Source organism: Pseudomonas sp. Wu6 (assembly GCF_019891515.1).
Taxonomy (GTDB): Bacteria; Pseudomonadota; Gammaproteobacteria; order Pseudomonadales; family Pseudomonadaceae; genus Aquipseudomonas; species Aquipseudomonas orientalis_A.
This window is the reverse complement of the sequence record NZ_JAFLXH010000019.1, coordinates 76,589-98,031: the sequence shown is the minus strand read 5'-3', so window position 1 is coordinate 98,031 and position 21,443 is coordinate 76,589. Positions and strand designations below refer to the sequence as shown.

Annotated in this window: 20 protein-coding genes and 1 pseudogene; 13 read left to right on the top strand and 8 right to left on the bottom strand. The window is 52.5% G+C overall.

Going from position 1 to position 21,443, the window contains the following annotated elements:
• Positions 1-84: 84 nt before the first annotated feature.
• The 4 genes from J1G34_RS14965 to J1G34_RS14950 form a co-directional block, all read right to left on the bottom strand.
• Entirely contained in the window at positions 85-498 is a 414-nt protein-coding gene (locus J1G34_RS14965) for a SufE family protein (protein WP_122461529.1), read from the bottom strand.
• On the bottom strand, positions 495-1,700 hold the full coding sequence (locus J1G34_RS14960; protein ID WP_222994275.1) for an aminotransferase class V-fold PLP-dependent enzyme: 1,206 nt from the start codon (positions 1,698-1,700) through the stop codon (positions 495-497). Before J1G34_RS14960 ends, J1G34_RS14965 begins: the two co-directional genes overlap by 4 nt.
• A gap of 68 nt (positions 1,701-1,768) precedes the next feature.
• Complete coding sequence (gene dapD / locus J1G34_RS14955; RefSeq protein ID WP_065886081.1) at positions 1,769-2,803, bottom strand: 2,3,4,5-tetrahydropyridine-2,6-dicarboxylate N-succinyltransferase; 1,035 nt, start codon at positions 2,801-2,803, stop codon at positions 1,769-1,771.
• Between the two features lie 31 nt (positions 2,804-2,834).
• Positions 2,835-3,143, bottom strand: coding sequence for an arsenate reductase (locus tag J1G34_RS14950; protein WP_232790536.1), 309 nt, complete (start codon positions 3,141-3,143; stop codon positions 2,835-2,837).
• A 268-nt stretch (positions 3,144-3,411) separates the two neighbouring features.
• On the opposite strand from J1G34_RS14950, the gene J1G34_RS14945 reads away from it, so the two are divergent.
• Positions 3,412-5,055: a Na+/H+ antiporter gene (locus J1G34_RS14945; RefSeq protein ID WP_122683486.1), complete on the top strand. Its 1,644-nt coding sequence runs from the start codon at positions 3,412-3,414 to the stop codon at positions 5,053-5,055.
• On the opposite strand, the gene J1G34_RS14940 is transcribed toward J1G34_RS14945, so the two are convergent.
• The 4 genes and pseudogenes from J1G34_RS14940 to J1G34_RS14925 form a co-directional block, all read right to left on the bottom strand.
• Positions 5,048-5,791 carry a M12 family metallopeptidase gene (locus J1G34_RS14940; protein ID WP_065893352.1) on the bottom strand — a complete coding sequence of 248 codons (744 nt, stop codon included), beginning with the start codon at positions 5,789-5,791 and terminating at the stop codon, positions 5,048-5,050. The genes J1G34_RS14945 and J1G34_RS14940 overlap by 8 nt on opposite strands.
• Positions 5,792-5,964: 173 nt before the next feature.
• A complete protein-coding gene (locus J1G34_RS14935) occupies positions 5,965-6,687 on the bottom strand; it encodes a M12 family metallopeptidase (protein WP_222994274.1) in 723 nt (240 codons plus the stop codon).
• Positions 6,688-6,813: 126 nt separating this feature from the next.
• Positions 6,814-7,030 (bottom strand): annotated as a pseudogene (locus tag J1G34_RS14930) (succinyldiaminopimelate transaminase); the annotation flags it as partial.
• Positions 7,031-7,229: 199 nt separating this feature from the next.
• Entirely contained in the window at positions 7,230-7,937 is a 708-nt protein-coding gene (locus J1G34_RS14925) for an autoinducer binding domain-containing protein (protein ID WP_222994273.1), read from the bottom strand.
• 371 nt (positions 7,938-8,308) lie between these two features.
• Here J1G34_RS14925 and J1G34_RS14920 point away from each other — a divergent pair, with 371 nt between their 5' ends.
• From J1G34_RS14920 to J1G34_RS14865, 12 genes are all read left to right on the top strand, one after another.
• On the top strand, positions 8,309-9,226 hold the full coding sequence (locus J1G34_RS14920) for a radical SAM protein (RefSeq protein WP_205928375.1): 918 nt from the start codon (positions 8,309-8,311) through the stop codon (positions 9,224-9,226).
• 36 nt (positions 9,227-9,262) lie between these two features.
• On the top strand, positions 9,263-11,218 hold the full coding sequence (locus tag J1G34_RS14915; protein ID WP_083203240.1) for a radical SAM protein: 1,956 nt from the start codon (positions 9,263-9,265) through the stop codon (positions 11,216-11,218).
• Positions 11,208-12,398: a cupin-like domain-containing protein gene (locus J1G34_RS14910; protein ID WP_222994272.1), complete on the top strand. Its 1,191-nt coding sequence runs from the start codon at positions 11,208-11,210 to the stop codon at positions 12,396-12,398. The genes J1G34_RS14915 and J1G34_RS14910 overlap by 11 nt, the downstream gene beginning before the upstream one ends.
• Positions 12,395-13,789, top strand: coding sequence for a cytochrome P450 (locus J1G34_RS14905; RefSeq protein ID WP_205928376.1), 1,395 nt, complete (start codon positions 12,395-12,397; stop codon positions 13,787-13,789). Before J1G34_RS14910 ends, J1G34_RS14905 begins: the two co-directional genes overlap by 4 nt.
• Before the next feature lie 9 nt (positions 13,790-13,798).
• Positions 13,799-14,167, top strand: a complete 369-nt coding sequence (locus J1G34_RS14900) for a hypothetical protein (RefSeq protein WP_065893358.1) — start codon at positions 13,799-13,801, stop codon at positions 14,165-14,167.
• A gap of 5 nt (positions 14,168-14,172) precedes the next feature.
• Positions 14,173-15,051: a nuclear transport factor 2 family protein gene (locus tag J1G34_RS14895; protein ID WP_065893359.1), complete on the top strand. Its 879-nt coding sequence runs from the start codon at positions 14,173-14,175 to the stop codon at positions 15,049-15,051.
• A gap of 11 nt (positions 15,052-15,062) precedes the next feature.
• Positions 15,063-15,692, top strand: coding sequence for a glutathione S-transferase family protein (locus J1G34_RS14890; RefSeq protein ID WP_065893610.1), 630 nt, complete (start codon positions 15,063-15,065; stop codon positions 15,690-15,692).
• Positions 15,693-15,763: 71 nt separating this feature from the next.
• Complete coding sequence (locus J1G34_RS14885) at positions 15,764-16,723, top strand: ATP-grasp domain-containing protein (RefSeq protein WP_083203243.1); 960 nt, start codon at positions 15,764-15,766, stop codon at positions 16,721-16,723.
• A gap of 68 nt (positions 16,724-16,791) precedes the next feature.
• Positions 16,792-17,580 carry a gamma-glutamyl-gamma-aminobutyrate hydrolase family protein gene (locus J1G34_RS14880; RefSeq protein ID WP_163003342.1) on the top strand — a complete coding sequence of 263 codons (789 nt, stop codon included), beginning with the start codon at positions 16,792-16,794 and terminating at the stop codon, positions 17,578-17,580.
• Complete coding sequence (locus J1G34_RS14875; RefSeq protein ID WP_222994271.1) at positions 17,570-18,778, top strand: phenylacetate--CoA ligase family protein; 1,209 nt, start codon at positions 17,570-17,572, stop codon at positions 18,776-18,778. Before J1G34_RS14880 ends, J1G34_RS14875 begins: the two co-directional genes overlap by 11 nt.
• Positions 18,779-18,823: 45 nt before the next feature.
• Positions 18,824-20,035 carry an aminotransferase class V-fold PLP-dependent enzyme gene (locus J1G34_RS14870; RefSeq protein WP_128875707.1) on the top strand — a complete coding sequence of 404 codons (1,212 nt, stop codon included), beginning with the start codon at positions 18,824-18,826 and terminating at the stop codon, positions 20,033-20,035.
• Positions 20,036-20,053: 18 nt separating this feature from the next.
• A complete protein-coding gene (locus tag J1G34_RS14865; RefSeq protein WP_222994270.1) occupies positions 20,054-21,418 on the top strand; it encodes a glutamate-cysteine ligase family protein in 1,365 nt (454 codons plus the stop codon).
• Positions 21,419-21,443 lie beyond the last annotated feature (25 nt).

Below are 21,443 nucleotides of genomic sequence, written 5' to 3'. Positions count from 1 at the left end.
GGGGGCTTGCCCCCGATAGCAGTGGGTCAGCCAACTTATCCAGTGACTGGCACTCAGCTATCGGGGGCAAGCCTCCTCCCACATTTAGTATTGCGTACGGCTTAATTCGCGCATGCGCTGCAAGACCGCATTCAAGCCATTGCTGCGCGACGGCGATAACTGGCGCGACAAGCCCAGTTGATTGAACCAGTCAGGCAGGTCAACCGCTTGCAATTGATCAGTCGCCAAGCCATTGACCCGGGCCAGCAGCAACGCCACCAACCCACGAATCATCCGCGCATCGCTGCTGGCGGCAAACTGCCAATGGCCGTCCTGCAAGTGGCCCACCAGCCACACCAGGCTTTCGCAGCCGTGTACCAGGTTGGCGTCGACCTTGTCTGCGTCCGCCAGCGCCGGCAGTTGCTCGCCCCATTGCATCAACAGGCGCGCACGTTGCTCCCAGCCGCCTACGGCCTGGAACGCCTCCAGTGCTGCCGTTGCGTCGGTTGGCAAGCTCATCGCAGCATGTCCAGCGCCTGGTCCAGCGCTTCAAAGAAGCGCTCCAGGTCATCGGAATCGTTGTACAGCGCCAGGGACACACGAATCGCGCCCGATAGCTGCAATGTCTTGAGCAACGGCATCGCACAATGATGACCGGCACGCACGGCAATTCCTTGCTCGGTCAGGAGGTGGGCGAGGTCGGCGTTGTGCACGCCCTCGACCACAAAGCTGGCCAGTGCCACTTGCGGCGATCCGAGTATGCGTAAGCCATTGCGTGCTTTGAGCCCACGTAGCAGGTAGTCGTGCAGCGCTGCTTCATGGGCGATGACGACGAGCTGATCCAGCGAACTGAGGTAGTCCAGGCTCGCCCCCAGGCCGATCACGCCGGCAATTGGCGGCGTGCCGGCTTCAAAACCCAGCGGGGCAGGGCGGAAGCTGGCGCTGTGGTAGTCCGCCTGTTGCACCATCTCGCCGCCGAACTGCCAGTGGCGCAGGTGATGCAGGGCTTCGTGGCGACCGTATAGCACGCCGACACCGTCCGGGCCGTAGAGTTTGTGACTGGAAAATACATAGAAGTCGCAGCCCAGGGCCTGCACGTCGTGGCGACCATGGACGATGCCTTGCGCGCCATCTACCACAGTAAGGGCGCCGTGCGTCTTAGCCATTTTTGATAAGGCTTCCAGCGGCTGCCACGCGCCGAGCACGTTGGACAATTGGCTCACTGCCAGCAACCGCGTGCGCGGGCCGATCAAGGTGGCGGCGGCTTCAAGGTCAATCACGCCGTCATCGTCCAGGGGCAATACCACCAGCGTGAGCGCGCGACGTTTTGCCAGTTGCTGCCAGGGCAGCAGGTTGGCGTGGTGCTCCAGGGCGCTGATGGCAATCTCATCGCCCGCGTTGAATAAATGCTCCAGGCCATAGGCCAGGAGGTTCAGCGCAGAGGTTGCGCCATGGGAAAACACCACCTGCCCGCTGTCGCCCGCATTCAACCACTGCGCCACCTTGCTGCGACTGTCTTCAAACGCCTGGGTCGCATGAGCCCCCGGCAAATGCTGGGCACGGTGCACATTGGCGGCGCCATTGGCGTAGTAATGGCTGATCGCGTCCAACAGGGCTTGAGGTTTCTGCGTGGTAGCGGCGCTGTCCAGGTAGGTCTGGTCTTGCCGTTGCAGGGTGGCGATGGCTGGAAAGTCAGCGCGCCAGGGGGAGGGCACAAGCATGATGTTCAAAACTCGTATAAGCGAGCCGCAACCAAAGGTGCGACCCGCCAGGGGCATCGAGTGGCTGCTTAGTTGTGAGCGTGCAGCGCTTCGTTCAGTTCGATGGCCGATTTGTGGGTTTTGCACTCCACGGCACCGGTCTCGGAGTTGCGGCGGAACAGCAGGTCCGGCTGGCCGGCCAGTTCACGCGCCTTGACCACTTTGACCAGTTGGTTGTTCTCGTCCAGCAACGCCACTTTGGTCCCGGCGGTCACATACAGGCCGGACTCCACGGTGTTGCGGTCGCCCAACGGGATACCGATACCGGCATTGGCGCCGATCAGGCAGCCTTCGCCGACCTTGATCACGATGTTGCCGCCACCCGACAGGGTGCCCATGGTGGAGCAGCCGCCGCCCAGGTCGGAACCCTTGCCGACGAACACGCCCGCCGATACACGGCCTTCGATCATGCCCGGGCCTTCGGTGCCGGCGTTGAAGTTGACGAAACCTTCGTGCATCACGGTGGTGCCTTCGCCGACGTAGGCGCCCAGGCGCAGGCGGGCTGCGTCAGCGATACGCACACCGCTCGGTACCACGTAGTCGGTCATTTTCGGGAACTTGTCCACCGAGAACACTTCCAGCAGCTCGCCTCGCAGGCGCGCTTCCAGCTGGCGTTCGGCCAGTTCAGCGATATCGATGGCGCCCTGGCTGGTCCACGCCACGTTCGGCAGCTGCGGGAACACACCGGCCAGGCTCAAGCCGTGAGGCTTGACCAGGCGATGGGACAGCAGGTGCAACTTGAGGTAAGCCTCAGGCGTGGAGGTCAGTGCGGCGTCTTCGGCCAGCAGCGTCGCGACCAGCGGGGTGTGGCTTTCGGCGAGCCGATTGAGCAGCGCGGCTTGGGTAGCATCGACATTTTTGAGCGCATCAGCCAGTTGCAGCGCCTGGCTGATGGTGAATGTGATCGCTTGATTACCTTCGGTGTAACCCAGGATCGGCGCGATGGCGGCGACGATTTCAGCCGACGGATTGAGCAGCGGTTGTGCGTAAAACACTTCCAGCCAAGCACCTTGGCGGTTCTGAGTGCCGACGCCGAAGCCCAGGCTGAACAGGGAATGGGACATGCTGTTACCTCTACAAAAATGGAAGGCTGGCCTACTTGAGGGCCGCCGAATAACTATCTGGCTTGAAGCCAATCAGGGTTCTGTCACCGAGATCGAGCACCGGGCGCTTGATCATCGAGGGTTGTGCGAGCATCAACTCAATGGCTTTCGACTGATCGAGATCGGCTTTGCGTTCGTCTTCGAGTTTGCGAAAGGTGGTGCCTGCACGGTTCAACACCACCTGCCAACCGTGCTCGTTGCACCATTGAGTCAAGTGTTCGCGGTCGATACCGGCCGTTTTGTAGTCATGGAACTCATAGGTCACCGCATGCTCATCGAGCCAGGTGCGCGCCTTTTTCATGGTGTCGCAGGCTTTGATGCCGAAAAGGTGCAAGGTTTTGCTTGAAGCAGTCAAGGAATTGCCCTCCTCTGGACGAATGAAAAATGGAAGATCGCGGATTATGCCACGCCCGGCGCGTTTCGGCTCCGCTCGTCAGCAGGATGCGACGTTTGTGTAAGCGCCAGTGCGCGGTACAGGCGGGTAACATAGCGGAGTAATAAGGCACTTCAACGGCCAGTTGTTGCCTGATGTGTGTCATTGCAAGTCGATTGTCCGGGAACCCCGCGTTATGCAAACCGCCTACACCGTTCTTATCCTGCTGATGCTGGTCAGCGTTTCGCGCCTGGTCGGGCGCATTATCCCACTGCCGTTGCCGTTGCTGCAGATTGCCGCCGGAGCCCTGCTGGCCTGGCCTACGCTGGGCCTGCACGTGGCGCTGGACCCGGAGCTGTTTCTGTTCCTGTTCTTGCCGCCGTTGCTGTTTTCCGATGGCTGGCGCATGCCCAAGCGTGAATTGTGGCGCTTGCGCGGGCCGATCCTCACATTGGCGGTGGGGTTGGTGCTGTTCACCGTGGTCGGTGCCGGCTACTTCATCCATTGGCTGCTGCCCTCGATTCCCTTGCCCGTGGCCTTCGCCCTGGCAGCGGTGCTGTCGCCTACGGACGCGGTGGCGGTGTCAGCCATTTCCCAGAATCGTTTGCCCAAGCCGTTGATGCACATGCTTCAGGGCGAAGCCTTGATGAATGACGCATCGGGCCTGGTGACCTTCAAATTTGCCCTGGCGGCGGCGTTGACCGGTGTGTTTTCGCTGGCTGATGCCAGTTTGACTTTTGTACTGGTGGCGGTGGGCGGGCTGGCGATCGGGGTGGCGTTGAGCTGGCTGGTCGGCCGCCTGCGCGCCTGGATGATTGCGCGGGGCTGGGATGACCCGGCGACCCATGTGGTGTTCATGTTGTTGCTGCCCTTTGCTGCCTACGTACTGGCTGAGCGCCTGGGCGCGTCCGGCATTCTCTCGGCGGTGGCGGCGGGCATGATGCAAAGCTGGCTCGACCTGTTGCCGCGCCAGACCAGCACGCGCCTGCTCAACCGCAGCGTGTGGTCGTTGCTGGAATTTGCCTTCAACGGCTTGATCTTTTTGCTGCTCGGCCTGCAGCTGCCGGACATCATCAAGGCGGTGGTCAGCCATGAAACCACGCTGTGGCCCACCTTGATGTATCGCTGCCTGGAGGTGATGGCGATCTTCCTGGTGCTGGTGGTATTGCGCTTTATCTGGGTGCAGAGCATCTGGCGGCTGTCGGGTCTGCTGCGCAGGCTGCGCGGCAAAAGTGCGCTGACCCTGGTACCGACGGCCCGTTCCTGCTGGTTGTTGACCGTCGGCGGTGTCCGCGGTGCGGTGACGTTGGCGGGTGTCATGTCGGTGCCCTTGCTGCTGGCACCGGGCCAGAATTTCCCCGAGCGTGACCTGCTGATCTTTATCGCTGCCGGGGTCATCCTGTTATCCCTGGTCGCTGCCTGTATCGCCCTGCCATTGCTGCTGCGGGGTGTCGAGAAAGGTCCGGATGAGAAGCGCCATAACGAAGTGCGCGAGGCCTGGAAAAAGACCGCCGTGGCGGCGATCCATGCGCTGGAGGTCGAAGAACCCGCCGAAGCCGAAACGCCGGACGCCGCTCAAGCGGCATTGGCCACCGAGCTCAAGGCTCGACTGATGGCGGAGTATCGTCATCAGTTGGACGTATTCAATGACTCGGCCGAGGCTCAGGCACTGGCGCTGCAAATGGATCAGTTGGAGCGCAGGCTGAGGCTCAAGGCACTACGCGCGCAGCGCCTGGAGCTCTACCGTTTGAGTCGCCAGCACCAGATTGGCGACGATGTACTGCGCGAAGTATTGGCGGACCTGGACATGAGCGAAGCGAACTTGGGAAGTGTCAAGTAGTGGTGGGGCTGATCATTGCCAGGATGCTTGAATTGAGCAGTTTGCCCACGAAGGTTTTATCTTCTGGATAAAGCGACTGGATGAACGTTTTATCGTCTTCAGACAATTTGAAGTTACGCGGGATGGGGGGGGCACTGTTGAGTCTTGAAGCAGAAAAGCCATAGTGCATGATGGATTTGTCATCATAGTTTGCAGAGGCCTGTACCTGGTGACGTGAAAAAGTCCTGACGATATCGTTATCGGCCTCATAGCTGAATCGCCCCCGTTTTTCGTATTCGTCGTAGATGTTCTCCCTGTTTAAGTCCAATGTCCGGTCAGGGTGCTGATGCTCATGTTTGAGGCCCAGGGCATGGCCGAATTCATGCTGGATTGTGGCGGCAATACTAGCGTCAGACCGTGTGAAGCTGATGCCCATGGTGGGCCTGGACAATGGAACCTTCTTGGCGTCGGTACCCACTTTTGACCATCCAGGGCCGGTGTCATTGTCTACCGTGATGCGTATATCGCCGTCGGGACTGTCAATGAACTTGAAGTAGAGATTGGTGTGCGGGGCCCATTTGTTGATGTTGTGCTTTACCAGATCCTTTTGTTCCTGCGTCATGTTCAGTCGCGAGATGGTCAGCACCGAATGTTGAGGCCATAGTTTGTCCGGCATGGCGACGCCGCGTTTACTTCTACTCAGAGGTGCGCTCATGACGTGCGCAGGGGCGGGGTTGGCTGGAATCGTGAGGGGCATGTCGTTCACCTGAGTGTGTGTACCAGATGAGCGTGGGTGGAACATTTAAGAAGCTTTGTTCCCATTTATGGGTTGCAAGATACATCAGCCATGACCGCCCCACGTTGTGGGAGCGGCGACCCATGCGCTTAGATCAAGACGCGGCTGATGGATGAGTGAGGCGAACCTTGGGCTCAAGAAATAGCAGGCGTCGTTTTTGGGTAGGCCTTTTTGGCCCAGGCTATGTCTTCGTCGCTCAGCGTCCAGCTTTCGGATTGGCCCCAGCCTCCATGGGTGAGGGCGGGATTGATTTCATAGTGCATGACCGAGTTGTCATCGTAGGGCATGAAGTCGTATTTGCTGGACCGAGGCAAGGGAAGCAAGTTGCGTTCTACCTCTTGCGGGCTGAGCCCGGATAGACGATTGACCTTCTCCATATCCCATGGAATGTTGGCGTCGGGGTGTTGATGAGCGTGATGAGCGCCGAGCATATGGCCGAACTCGTGCCTTACTATGTAAGCGAATCTAGGATGCCTATGGTCCCGTGGCAGCGCCATCGTGGGGTGCGCTGGAGATCTATCGAGTGCGTCCGTGCCTATGGCTGAGCTGCCTTCGGAGTTGTTGTTCACATTTTGTGTGATACGAACATTGCCCTCTTCTCCAGCTACGAACTCGAACTTCAGATTGATATGGGGCAGCCATTCGCTGGCGGCTTTTTTGACGGCCAACACATATTCATCGTCCATGTCGTAGTCGTACATCGCGATTTTTATCGTGCTGTTTTGAGGCCAGTATTTGGCTGGCTCACCAATATTTCGCCGGCTTCTGGAAAGGGAGTGTGCGCTGCCCGTATCATCTTCGATGGACGGGGTGGTTTGGTGGTGTAGAAAAACGGGCTGGGAAGCGGGATTTATCATGTGATCTTTCCTGCGATGAGAATGGACGAATGTATTGGCTTATTCATCCACGTCGCAGGAACGTTCCTAACGTACTGTTAGAGTATGTAAGCCCGCGTTTATCTGAGGTAAACACGGGCTGGGTGTTCAGGAACGACGTTGAATGAAGTCCCTGACCCGTTCAGCCGCTTCCACACACTCCGCCAGCGGTGCAACCAGCGCCAGGGTTGAAACCGTCCACGTCACGCGACAGGTATGAGCCCGGTACCACAGTCAGGTGTTCTTCCACGAACAAATCGCGGCAAAAGGCGTCGTCGTCGCCATTCACACTCGGCCACTGATAGAAATCACCGTCCGGGCTTTGCTTCAAAATGGCTGCGTACCAGTGTCGAGAAGAGCCAGGTACGGATGATGTCTTGTTCGCCGACAAAACTATTCGGTTGACCACGTTGCTCTGGTAGATACCCTGGTGGCGTATCCAGATCTGATTACTACGGAATAAGAACGACGCAAATGAATGTGGTGGGCGAAGGCATGTATTGATTTTTTTATCATAGGGAGTGTCAGTTTAATAATCCGGTCAGGAAAGCTTGAACAACGGCGGCAGTCTTATTCGATGCGCTCAATTTTAGTATGGAGTTTTTGATATGAAAGTTAACGGTGTTTTCTGAAATTGCCAATAGGCAGGAGATTTCAAAAGAGGTTTTTCCACTGCCTGTCCATTTGAGAACCTCCTTTTCACGAGACGTGAGCTTCACTTCGTGGGGATTGGCGAGTCGGGTACATATGCGCCTCGAAAGTGTGATGTGAGCCACATTAACCAACCAACGCATTTTTATTTCATTGGCCTCCAGTTCCAGGCGAGTGATGGGTTGTGAAGAGCGACTGAGCGTTAACATGCTGGCAACACCCGCCGCGTCAGTGATCGATTGTGCCCACCCGACCTTCAGCCCTCCCGCACGGGCCTCCTCCCAAAAAGCCTTGGTGTTGCGAAAGAGTTCATCGCTCCATATCAACGGTTCCTGGCTCTGTCTCCCTTTAGCAACGCTCGGGTCGATAGCCAAATAGTTTTCGGACTCGTAGCGCCTTTGCCACTGCTGAGGATAGTTGTTGAACATGACGACTTTTTCCTCGGGAAAAATAAGCTGCAGCCCGTAAGCGCAATACTCGAACTCAAGCTTCACTGCAGTATCTTGAATGTGTTTGATTATCTGTGATTCGGACAACTTTGCGTCCGTTATCATCAGTAAATCTTCTTGCCAGTTGTTCATCAATGCACTCATCGTAGTTTTACCTTGCCACGCATCGGGGGACGCCAAGCAGCGCCGTAAATCTGATCAGTTTTACGATAGAAATCAAATGAATACACAAGCTGCTAAAGAGGCATAATCCTGGCGCCATAAAATTATTTTGAGTGGAAATGCTCTCTATTTGAACTCGACGGTCAACTTGGCTGACAGCGCTTTATTGGGTGAAGAATAATGATTTCGGATCATTAGTGTACCTACCAATAGTGGTAGTTACAGAAGGGATCCACTTTCTATAGATTGCCGATGAGTCGATGCACCGCGACGCCTGGAAGAGTCGAAAGTCCGGATGTGCGGCCAATGGAATATGAACGATTCAATGGAGGGACCTGCCCGTGCTTAAGAAAGTACTTGTCAATGTTGAGGCGACTCCATCGTGCCCTGCTGCCTGCAGTATGTGTCCCCGTTCGGTGATCAAGGACTATGGTTTTATCTCGCTGGAGACCATGGATAAGATCGTTTCTCAAGTAGATCCATCCTATGTATGGGAACTGGACCTGGCCGGCCGAGGTGAGCCGACCATACACCCCGAGTTTCATGAACTTCTGAGAATGATGCGGCGCTCGGGGGTATTAACTGATGTGACGACCACCGCCGTTACTTTCAATCAGCGCAATCTGGACGCGTGCGTACAGAATGTTGATGTCATACGATTGTCTGTCAGCTCCATTCAAAAAGAAGTGTTCGACAAGGTCCATATCGGCCTGAACCATGAAAAAATCTGGAGAAATATCGCAGCGTTGGCTGAGGCCGCTGCCGATAAAGTCATCGTCCACTTAACGGGCGGACCGTTGATCTACAGCACCTTGCCGCAAACCGTGGCACACCTGCGCGCCCTTGGTTTCAAGCGGATCTATTTGTTTCCTCTGTGGAATAGAGGAGGGGACATCAATGCAAAACTGGAAAGTGAATATCGGCAAAAGCTGGTGCATGAACTGGATTTGAATTTGTCTGAAAGCGAATACAAAACTGGTATGGGCAAGGTCAAGTTCATGCTGAATGCCGTATTGGGAACCTTGGAAAACAGGAACTTCTGTGCCATTGGCGACGGCAGTGTCAGCGTGAGCTATAAAGGCGACATCCTCGGCTGCTTCCAGGATTTTGGACACGTGTCCAATATCGGCCATATCGACAACGACAACCTGAAAAAAATAGTTAAAAGCAGAGTCAAACAGCTCGGCAATATGGCTATTTGCCAAGGATGTAATTCACGCAAGGCCGTGTTCAAGTTACCGATGTTTTTGACCAATTAGTCAGTGCATAGGCACCGGTAGACAAGGCGATACGCTGTGAAAAACCAGGAAATTGATTTTCTATTGTTAAACTGTTGCAACTTGCCTTGGCGGCCAATATATCCGTACGCCTTTGTACAGATCAGTGAAATCGCCAGACGATTTGACCTCAGTGTCAGACGCATTGATCTGTTATACGTTGAGCATTGGTATGAATACCTGAAAAACGTGATAAAGACCCAGCGCCCAAAAATGATTGGGATACACCTGCGACAAGGAGATTCGCTTGACCTCTCCAATTATGATGTGGTTGACGGAGCACCGGGCAGCTTCTTTAGAACCTACTTCCCGGTTGAAGACAGTAAAAGGCTGATTCGCTTGGTCAGGGAACTGACGGATGCACCTATTATCATGGGCGGTTTTGGTTTTACTACCCATGCCAGGAAGTTGGCTAATTACCTTGAGATTGATCTTGGGTTGCAGGGATGTCCGGACGGTTTTTTCCGTGCCTTTAATGACACGCTATCCGGTCGCAATCTTGGGACAATACCTGGGCTGATTCACAAGAACGGCGCCGAGTATATCTATAACGATGTGGGCTTCTATAAACCCGCTGAAACCACAGAGTATCGGCCTGAAATCGTCAGTGAGATCAAGGCGTTTTATGGCCCCGCTTTGCTGTCTAAAACGCCGCCGACAATCGCCGTGGAGGTATCACGTGGGTGTCCTTTTCAGTGCTATTTTTGTGTCGAGCCCGACGTCAAGGGCAAGCGAATTGATAAGCGCAATCTTGATGTCGTTGAGGCCGACTTAGAGTTTTTGTTAAAAAATGATCTGTATGATTTTTGGTTCATTTGCTCGGAGCTAAATATCGGCGGTGCCGGTTTTGCTTTGGAACTGGCTGAGCGCGTCATTAGACTCAATGAACGTTATAAAAAACGTCAGATCAAGTGGTCGGGGTATTCCCTACCCTCCTTGGGTTACGACGAACTGAAGACGATGATGCGTGCCGGTTACACCGGTGCAATGAACGATATTCTTTCTTTGGACGAGGCCAATCTAAGGCGCGCGACGGTGCCTTACAAAAGAGAACAGGCAGTAACGTTTCTTAAAAGCCTGTCTTCGATTCGTGCAGAAATTCATGAAGAAAAGAATCGTAAGGTAAACCAAGATACGAAATTCACCGCCAGCGCGCCGATAGAATATTCAAACCTCATATCCTTTTTTCTCGGGAATGCTCATGCTGATAAATATACGATAGCGCGCACGCTGTCATTCCTGGAGGAAAGTGGCTTAACCAATAAATACGAAGCCGGCTACGTCATTCCGAGCACGCGGGTATTTGGTATCGGCAGAACAACGGAATTTGTTCAAAGGGACACCACCTATTCATTTGACCGTGAAGGGGTTATTGCAACGGACTCGAAGTGGCCCACGTTCCATTTTCCAAGTTTTTTGGTGGACGCCTTGGGAAGCCGAGAAGAGATTTACAGCTTCTTTAGCTATGTCTCGAACACGTTGATGTGCCAGGCACACCGAAAAAACAAATCCTTCAGCGAGTTTTTGGTGTTGTACCTGGATCAGTATATCGATGACTGTTCAATGCATTGGAAAGCCCTGGGTCGATTGCTGGAGGAGGACACGCAAGTGGAGCTTACAGCCAGTGAGGTTAAGGCCAGACTGGTCGCGGTGGCTAAAGATGATAGAGCATCACAGGAGGGTATCTACCATGCCTGGCTGCTTGAATTGTTCTCTGAGCACCTTGATAGCCTGCAACCGATCATTTCGTTGTTTGGGCAGCAGCACTTCACCGGGGCCGGGCTTAAGTCCAGTGACTATAGGTTTACCCAACTGTTTTATGAAAAGTTTTCCAGTTCGGGGGATTGGCTGAGTGTCGCTGTGAAGACAGATCCACTAAAGCTTGGTTACGCACCTCTCTTTATGCGTTACATCGAATATGCAATAGGTCTTGTGTTTAGAAAAGAATACAGGAATTTATTATTTGAGCTTTGATATGGCTTGGCATGGAGCTTATGTGATGTTAGTGAATACTGTCTCGTCTCTGCGACTGATTGAGCAACTGAGCGAAAGAGTTCCAGCGTGGGCGTTGAACGGTCTGCAGGGGCGGTATCATTGGCAACTGGAAACGGGGCTCAGGCTGAGCACTGTTGATGTGACTGACACGCTTTGCTGGACGGCGCAGGGCGCGGATAGCCCCTCACGAGCTAGGATTATAGTGAGCGAAGATGCCTTTCATGCGTTGGCGAATAAGGTGGATGATCCCTTAACCCTGTTCAATACCGGTAAATTGAACATCGTGGGTAACATCGACGATCAGGATGTTGAAGTCGATGTGATGAAACTGTTGAATCTGATATTCAATAGCGGGGTTGTTGATCGTCAGCGTATTGCACAGTTAGAAACTCACAGCGTTCAAGGCAAAGATTTTTCAATGTGTCGTTCGATTACAGGCGAAGATGAGATTGAACCCTATCTGGCGCGTGGCGAACCCGTTATTGTAAAAAAGGCAGGCGTTACCTGGCCCATCTTCAATATGTCTGTCGCGCAACTGGTGGACACGGTGGGGATGCTGGATGTGAGTGTTCTTGTTGAAGAATATGATTTGGAAAAAGGCAATCCACCGAAGTACCTGAAAGCCACGTTTGCCGAATATATTAATAGCTTGTATACCTCCGCATGCGCGGCTGACGGCTACATGGCGGCCAATACCGTGCCGTCGGTACTCGAAGATACTTATTGTTTTCCAAGCGTTTTTGAACGCGAAGTATTTAATAGCCCACGGTGGTGGATTGGTCCAGCCAATACGGGGCTGAAGTTGCACAGGGATATGGTGGACAATTTTCTCGTACAACTTAAGGGCCGAAAAAGAATACGCTTATATTCACCCAGTGAAACGCGCTTTCTCTACCCTACGACCGTTGGCGGAAACCTGATGTATGAGCCTAGTCGAGTGGATCCTGATCATTATTCGACAGAGAAGTTTCCAGATTTCAAACAGGCTGTTTATACAGTATGCGAATTGGAACCAGGCGATATGCTGTATTTACCGGCGGGTTGGTGGCATCACGTATTGAATCTTGAAGTGTCCTGGTCACTTAACTTCTTCGCCGTGAATGGCGAGCCCAGAGTGCTGTCGGTTAATCGTGGTAACTATGAGAGTGTGCAGCTATGAAGAGCGTGAATAACGGCGACTTGATGGATTCGAAGGAGGTGGCACTGTCGACCCAGGCTGGATTTGATGTCGTGCCTGGCAGCCTGGACCGTTCTCCCGAGCTAAACGATCCGTCTTATATGCTGAAGGACCCCTTGGGGGTGACCACACTCGCCTTGGAAAAATATGGAAATATCGTTTACTTGCCGGGTATAGAGGGTTACCTCATTGCGGATGCCCCGTTTATCGAGGATATGTTGATCACCCATGAGCGCTTTTTTTCCAAAAGCGCTGAAACCATGGAAAAGATTAGCCCCGCCATTGGTAATGGTCTTTCAACGTTGATCGGTGACGAGTGGAAGCGCCAACGAAAAATTGCCAACCCCTCATTCAGCAAACGCAGTGTCGACGCATTCGGCGACGTCTTTCATGAGTGCATCGATGAAATGTTTGATGAATGGGACGCTCAAGGTGCCGCCGTACTCGATGCAACTCAAGAGATGAAAAAACTCACTCTGAGGATTGTCATCAAATGCCTTTTTTCCACCGATATCTCGCGTTTTACAAATGATGTAACAAACGCCCTTGAGGTTTTGCAGGAGTACTCTCTGTTAAAACTGTGGTCGCCAGCCAGCATTACCGCCTCTAATGAAGAGGCTTATGAAAGTGCCAAGGAAAAAATAGACTCGATTATTTACAAAATTATTCGCGATCGTCATCAACATAAAGATGTTCAGCACACCGACTTGTTGTCGATGTATATGTCTGCTGTCTATGAGGATACCGGGCAGGGGATGACGGATATCCAACTCAGGCACGAGGTCATGAACCTGTTTTTGGCCGGCCATGAAACAACAGCCAATGGCGTCGCATTTGCGCTATATCTGCTCTCAAAACATCCGCAAGAGCAACAGCGACTTTGGTCCGAGATCGAGGCGGCCCTGGGCAACGGTATTTGTACATTGGAAGATTTAAAGCGCCTGGACTACACGGACTGCGTGTTCAAGGAATCGCTAAGGCTTTATCCCTCTTCATGGGGCATGAGTCGGGTGGTGCTGGAAGATTATCAATACAAGAATTACCTTTTTCCTAAAGGCTCTGACTTTATCGTCGCTCAATGGGGCTTACATCGCAGTGCCGAATATTGGCATGAACCCTTGAAATTCGACCCGGAGCGTTTCACGCCGGAACGAATCAAGCGAGTGCATAAATATGCGTATTTACCCTTTGGCGCCGGGGCGCGAAAGTGTATTGGCGTTCATTTGGCAGAGGCAGAGGGTAAGACGATTCTGGTGCGGATTGCACAACGTTACGAGCTTCGTGCAGTGGCAGGGTCAGAGCCGGTCTTGAAAGCTCGGTTATTTATGACGTCCGAGCCGGGCGTGTCCCTTGAGTTTATAAAACGTACCTGAGGTAACTGTATGCAAACAATCGCTTTTGCCGTTCCCTTGTCCAGCGATAAAAAGGAGAGATTCCTGAATTTCGCCAAGTTGATCAGAGATGAACGCAATGCTGAATTTCGCGCTTTTCTGGGGCGCATGGAGACCACCGAGGAACACTGGTTTTTGCAACAGTTTGGCGAGATGCAGCTTTTTATTTGTTATTTGGCTTCACCCGACTTGAAGGCTGCTTTTGAAAAGTTGGCCGTCTCCCAGCATCCCTTCGATAAATGGATAAAGCAGGAGAATAAAGAAATCTTCGGTATGGACTTTGAGTCACCCAGCGAGGATCCGATGCCTGAAGTTTTACTTCAGTGTCGACTTAACCCCGTTCATTCATTCAGTTGGTAATAAACATGAGCCTGACAGTCATTCGAGAACGTTACCTGGCCGCTGTGCGCGCTAAAGATTATAAGTCTCTGGCGTCTTTATACGCTGCCGATGCGATTCGCAAATCGCCTGGGCAGCCGGATCGTATTGGTGTCTCACAGATTCTTGAACACTACGAGGACTGGCAGAATACCTTTGTGGATATGCAATTGGCTGATCAGATGCTGTTTCTGAAGGACAATGTGCTCATCGCGGTTTGGGGTTGGAAGGGTAAACACGTCCAAGCTTACATGGGGGTGGAGCCTGAGCAAAAAAAAGTTGGACTGATCGCGGCAAGTCTGTTCTGGTTTGATAGCGACCTCAGGATTACCAAAGAACACACTTATGAAGACCCTTACACCTTGCTTATTCAGCTGGGTGCTATTGACGACCAAGGGCGTGAGGTGCCTTCGTTAACCGAGCCGTGCCAGATATACGACTGCAAAACGCTGAAACCGCAGTTTGAGAACCTGGCAAAAATGCGTCATTACAACGAATTGTTACTGAGCAAGCAATTGGAGCCCTGGCTCGATTGCATGAGTGAAGACATTGAGTGGGATGACCAGATGGTTCCAGGTCTGGCTGTAGGCAGGGAGCATTCGCGCGATGATTTCGTGATGCTTGCCGAAGCTTTTCCCGATGCGTCCATTAACATGACCAATATGTGGTCGGTGGGGAGCTTCGTCATTCACCAAGGCATTTTCACCGCTACTCACAAGGGCCCGCTCAAAGGCATTCCCGCCTCACATCGTGTCGTCAACGTGGACAACATGGATATCGCTTATTTCGATGGCGAGGTGATCCGCAAGGGATGGACGTTCGGCAATACATTGGATATGGGTTCGCAAATGGGGTTGGGTAAATGATAAACACCACTATGAAGTTGATCGGTAACGAAAATAGCGCCTGTACGCGCAGTGTTCTTATGGTGCTGAAGGAAAAGAACATCCCGATTGAATTTATCAGCATCGACTTGAGCACGGGGGCGCATAAGTCGGATGAACATTTGGGCTTGAACCCGTTCGGTAAAGTCCCGGTACTGGTGCACGGTGACCTGACGCTTTACGAGTCGCAGGCCATTAATCGTTATCTGGCTGCCATATTGCCCGGCACTCCATTGGTACCTGAAGCGCAGGAAGATATTGCCAGGATGGATCAGTGGTTAAGTGTAGATTCCAGCTATTTCACACCGCAGGCTTTCGCGGTGGTATGGCAGAAAATCTTTTTACCCATGTATGGTGGAGAGACTGATTTAGCGGTGGTGAAAGAGGCGGAGGAAAAGCTCGACGCTATTTACGCCGCCATCGATCGTGCCATTGGTGAGGAGGGCACGTTTCTTGTGGGGCATTCGCTTTCGCTGGCAGACTTGGCGTTTGTTCAATACACGGATTACATCCTCAAGGCGCAAAGCGAAAGCATTGTATTTAAATATGAAAATGTTCGTCGCTGGTGGTACAACCTCACTCAGCGTGATTCGTACAAGGACCCCTTGTCGGTCATTCTCTGAACTGCCCTTGGTGCGCTTTCAGCGCACCATACTCATGATGAATCATTAAATATAAGCGCGGAGATTCTGCGATGAATACTTCAGTCAGCACTCGTCGTTCGGTCATCCTGTGGATGTATGAAAATGATAACGGCCATGTTCCCAAGCGAGTGCTGTGTCAGTTGCTTGAGGACAAAGGGTTTGTCGTTTTTTCCGAGTTTGATATGCGCGAGTGTTATGTGATCTCAGGCAAGGTTTATTCAGCCTGTGGGCGTTGCCTTAGTGATTTTGATGCACTGTTTCATATGAATGCCGATGAACAATCTGCCTACCAGGCGGATATTCTTCGGGCACTCCAAGATAGTGGGGTGGCAGTGGTGAATGAATGCGTTTCGTTTTTCAATTGCCGTGATAAATTCAAAGCCAATCAGTTGTTGCGCAAGCAGGGTGTTACCGTTCCGGATGCTGCGTTGCTGGGAACGTCGGTTGCGGATTCTGTTATTCATGAGTTGTTTGCGCGCTGGGGGAGTCTCGTTTACAAACCGCGCTCAGGGCACGGTGCGGTGGGGATCATGCGCTTCGTGGATGCCGAGCAGTTCATTGATTTTATTCAGGCCACCGGCCATTTTCTGTCCGATTATTATGTTGAGCAATACATAGAGTTCGGTGATTACGATCGCCGTGTCGAAATTTTCAACGGCGAGTTGATGGGCGGCTACAGTCGCAAGAAGAAACACAGTTTTAAAACAAATATATCTGCTGGCGGCGAAATGACGCCTCGAATTCTGGGAGGCGAAGTGGAAGTGGCGCTTGAGGCCGCCAAGGTCTTGGGGATAAATGGAACTATCGTCGATATGGTGCAATCCGCTGTGGATGGGAAATTCTATGTGCTTGAGGTGAATCCTCTACTAGGGATTTTTGTAGAGTCGGCAATGCGTGCAGGCACCAAGATGCCTGATACCGAGCCGGATCAACGCTATTCATATGACAGGTTAAAGTTGGACTCCATCGCCGATTACATTGATACATTGCCGGTCCGCGCTGATCGATAAATTCCATACTGCGCGCCTTTCGCAACGTGCTTACTATTAAACAGTCCACTTATCCAGGGAGGTGAATGATGCAGCCCGTCATTCTCATCAGCGCCGCGCGCCAGCGATTAGCAATAAATCACTCGGCTGCCTTGTCAGTGAACGTGGTCAATAGCAGCTTTATCGATCTTCTGATTTCGTTGAAGTGCCTGCCTCTTATTCTTTCGCCTGGCATGTCCACCGAGTGTGTCGAGCGCTTGTTTGAACTGGCAAGCGGCTTGCTGTTACCGTCCGGTCAGGATCTGTGTCCCAGTAGTTATGGAGAGGCGCTCGAAGTCACTTATACCTCCCAGGTTACGGGCGTAGGAGAGGCCTACAAGCGCCCCATGATGTTGAGTCCCGACAAAGACCGTGACGCACTGGAGCTGCTGTTGTATCGGGAAGCCAAGGCCCGCAAGCTTCCCATTCTAGGGGTGTGCAGGGGCATGCAACTGATTAACGTTGCAGAAGGGGGAACGCTCTTTCAGGAGATTCCTTATCGGGGCGTCGACCACAGTATAGATAATGACGGTTGGATCAACTATCACCCTGTTGACGTGGACCCCACCAGCCAGCTTTACGCGATCACGCAGAGAAGCACGCTCACTATTTCATCTGTGCACCATCAAGCAGTCAAGCGTTTGGCACCTTCGTTGAAGGCCAATGCGATATCGGACGACGGGTTGATAGAGGGCTTGGAACTTAACGGTGATGATCATTTCGTTCTGGGATTGCAGGGGCATATTGAAAAGACATTAGTTAATCACCCGGAAAACATGCAGATATGGAAACGTTTCGTCAGTGAAGCTGCTAAAAGGAGCCTAAGGGATGTCGATTAACCATTTTCAAGTCCCCCTCTATCAGCGCGTGGTCGGGAACCTTGGTCGCTTTTTTGAAAAGGGCGAGCCCGGTGATATTCCGTTATTGAGTAAACAGGAAATCATTTCCGGATTTCCGCAAAACTTTATGACGGATGCGATGCGCATGGGCATTGAGGGAGGAGATGTTGAGTTCGCCAGTACATCGGGTAGCAGCCATCAAATTCTTCAGATCATTCGATATAAAGGCTGGTGGAGCCGTGAGTTCACGTATGCCTATCAATGCGTGAGTGATATGGCCGGCTACTCAATACAGCATGATAAAAAAGCAGTGTTGACCACCGCGGCATGTTCTGCGGTCTCGTGTTTTTTGGATAATCCTAACTATAACGAAAGAATACACAACGGCGTACTGAGCCTTAACACTCACCCGGACCCTACCCGCTGGACCATGACCGACATCAAGCGGATCGGCGCGGAACTGTGGATGTTTGCTCCAAGGTTGCTGGAGATAGATCCAACTTACCTGGCAATTTTCCTGGTCAAACGGGCTGAGTATAAAATCGATGAGCCCTTGTATATCCCTGATTACATCGCCGCTTCTTATGAGTACCTGACCGCTACTGTGCGCAGGCTGATTGAACGCGCTTACGGTAGGCCAGTATTGAGCATGTATGGCTCTACGGAATTAGGTGTTATGTTTATGCAAAATCGGGCGGGCACCTTTGTGCGCTGTGGCCATGAAACCATTATAGAACTCAAACCGTATTTACCTGAGCGCAATATATTCGAGCTGATTGTCACATCCTGGAAAAACCCGCTTATGCCTTTTTTGCGTTACGCCACCGGAGACTTGGTTGAGCTAGCCGATGGAGACTGGGCAGGGCATGCATTCAAGCCGTCAGAGACTATTCCTCTATTAAAGTTACACGGCAGGGTCAAGGATGCGATCGTGACCGAGGAGGGCGATATCAAGACGCTTGCTGACCTCGATGAAGTGCTTACGGTTTGCGCACCCTGGGTACGGCAGTATCAACTGCAGGTAACCGACGCCTGCGTCACGTTGCTCTATGTGATGAATGCCTCGAATGACGCGGTGGATATGTCAGTCGTTCACGCCTCACTACGCCATTGGTTTGGCCGTCAGCGTGTGGTTGAACTGCTTGCTGTTCCAAGTATAGCGCCTGAATCATCGGGTAAATTTGCGATCGTCAAATAATCCTGTTCGGGATTAAAAATGACGTGCTTATAAAGAGAATATGTTATGCAAACGTCAAATATGAGAAGCCTGGTGTTGCCCGATCCGCGTAATGACTTTCCGTTTCTTCAAGATAATCAGCGCATTTATTTCGACAGCTCATCAACATCGTTAAAACCGACGCCGGTCATTGAGGCCATCACTGATTATTATCGGAATGCTGCCAGCAACGTCGGACGGTCGAATCATCAATATGCCCAGTTGTCCTCTCAGCTCTATGAGGCTTCTCGAAATAAAGTTGCTGGTTTTCTAGGCGGCAGTGCTGATGAAGTGATATTCACCGCTAATTGTACGGACTCGATTAATCTGGTGGCCAATGCGCTGTCGCTGGGGAAGGACGACCATGTTGTGGTTTCGCCCCTGGAGCATCATTCCAATCTGTTGCCTTGGCTGTTTAGATGCCGAGTGACCGTGGCCAGGCTGGATCAAAGCGGTTGCATAGACCTTGATCATCTGGATTCGCTGCTCGCCGCTGACCCTGCGAAGTTGGTTGCCGTTTGTCACGCCTCGAATGTCACCGGTAATGTGCAGCCGGTGCGCCAACTGTGTGCTATCGCCAGGGCACGAGGAGCGTTGAGCTTGGTTGATGCTGCGCAGACCGTTGGTCATATCCCGGTCAACGTAGGGCATATGGCCTGTGATTTTCTCGCTCTGTCCGGGCACAAGATGTTTGGGCCATCAGGAATAGGGGTGCTTTACGTTCGACGGGACTTGCAGGCATCCATGAAGTGTCATCGCTACGGCGGTGGCATGGTCAATAAAGTGGGCAGTGACGATATCAGCTTTCAATCCGGGCCCGGCCGTTTCGAGGCTGGAACGCCGAACATTGAGGGCGCCATAGGTCTGGGGGCCGCAGTCGACTATATAAACAGCTTGGGTGTCCAGTTGGTTCATGACCACGATAAGGACTTGGAGCGTTATTTTTCGTCGCAGATTCGTACGGTGCGCAATATTGAGATGGCTTTCCCTTTAGCGCCTCAACACCTGCCGATTTTCCCTATCGTTCCCGCAGGCAACGTGGAGCTCGGGTTTGTTTCAAGGATTCTTTCCGATCGTTACGACATCGCAGTGAGTTCCGGATTTCAGTGCAATCAGCCGCTGTATAGAAGTAGCGGTATTAACGGTGCTTTGCGTGTCTCGATGCATCTTTACAATACCCGGCAAGATATCGACAGGCTGATGACAGCATTGCGTGATCTTGAAGACCTGTTGGCGTAGTGCGAGTGGACAATCAATATGGCCGGTGAGCTGCTTGAAGTGCAGGATGAGAGAACCATAATAAAGGACGATTGTGTTGCCTATTTTCATCGGCACATCAAGTCCAGGACGTCGTCGTTGATTGGGCTTGAATATGAGTTGATCCTGATTGATCGAACGACCTCGTTGAGCGTGCCTTTTTTTGGCGTGCGCAGCTTGTCGAGTATCTTCAAAGGCTTGTTAAGCTACGGATATGCGCCTGTTCATGACGACGGCCTGATTGTTGGGTTGAAGCGCAGGGCCACGGTTGTAAGCCTCGAACCCGGCGGGCAGATGGAGTTTTCTTCTTCTCCGCTTCGTCTTGTTTCTGACATCCTTGTTGAACTCGAGATTTTCTTGCGCGAACTTGATGAGGTCTGTAACAGGCTGGCCATTTCTTTATTACCCATTGGGTTTAGACCGTTCGGCGATGTGTCGTCGGTTGCGACGGTGCCGCGTAAACGCTACCTGCATATGATGCCCATTTTGGAGAAAGTCACGGGCGCATCGGCGGGTCAAAAGATGACAGCGTCAATGCAGGTATCTGTCGATTACTTCTCTGAACGACATGCCGGAAAACTCTTGAAATTGGGGGTTGCGTGCCAACCCTATATTGTCGCGCTATTTGCCAACTCACCTTATTCTGCTGCCGTGTCCAGTCGCTATAAAAGTCACCGTATGCATGCGTGGACATTATTTGATCAACAACGCGCAGGTATCCCGGATTTCATGTTGAGCGCCGAGTTCGTTCCAAACGCCTTTGAACACTATGTCGAATGGGCACTGGATAAGCCGGTTCTGTTCATTCAACGTGAGGGCGAGCTGATCCATATGAATGACTTGAGTTTTCGGGATTACATGCGTCTAGGCGCTCGCTCAGGTGGCGCAACACTCCAGGACTGGGTCATGCACCTAGGCACGCTGTATCCAGAGGCACGGCTGAAAAATGTCGTCGAGTTTCGTTCTGCCGATACCTGTGCGTCGCCATTTGCCGCTTCACTTGCAGCGTTCTGGAAGGGGTTGGCCTATAGCGAGGAAGCCCTGGATGGCGCATTGGATTTTCTAGGGGGGCAAGCGCTGAATGAGTTGAATATAAAATATGCTCAGGCTGCGGAGTTTGGCATGAAGGGCGCCGACTCTTCCGGAATCTCACTCGCCTCGGGTATACAGCGACTTGTCGAGCTTGCCTCTGAAGGGTTGGATTGCCAGGGGGCGGCGGATACGGAGAGGGAGTATCTACGATCATTGCAGCGGATGATTTCGGCGGGCTATTCCCCGGCTGACCTAATGCTCAAAGAGGGGGCGCCATTACGCTTTTCTACAGCCCGAAAACGGGGTGACCCAAACGATATATGCCTTCCTTAAATTAACCGCAGCGCGTTGCGAATAG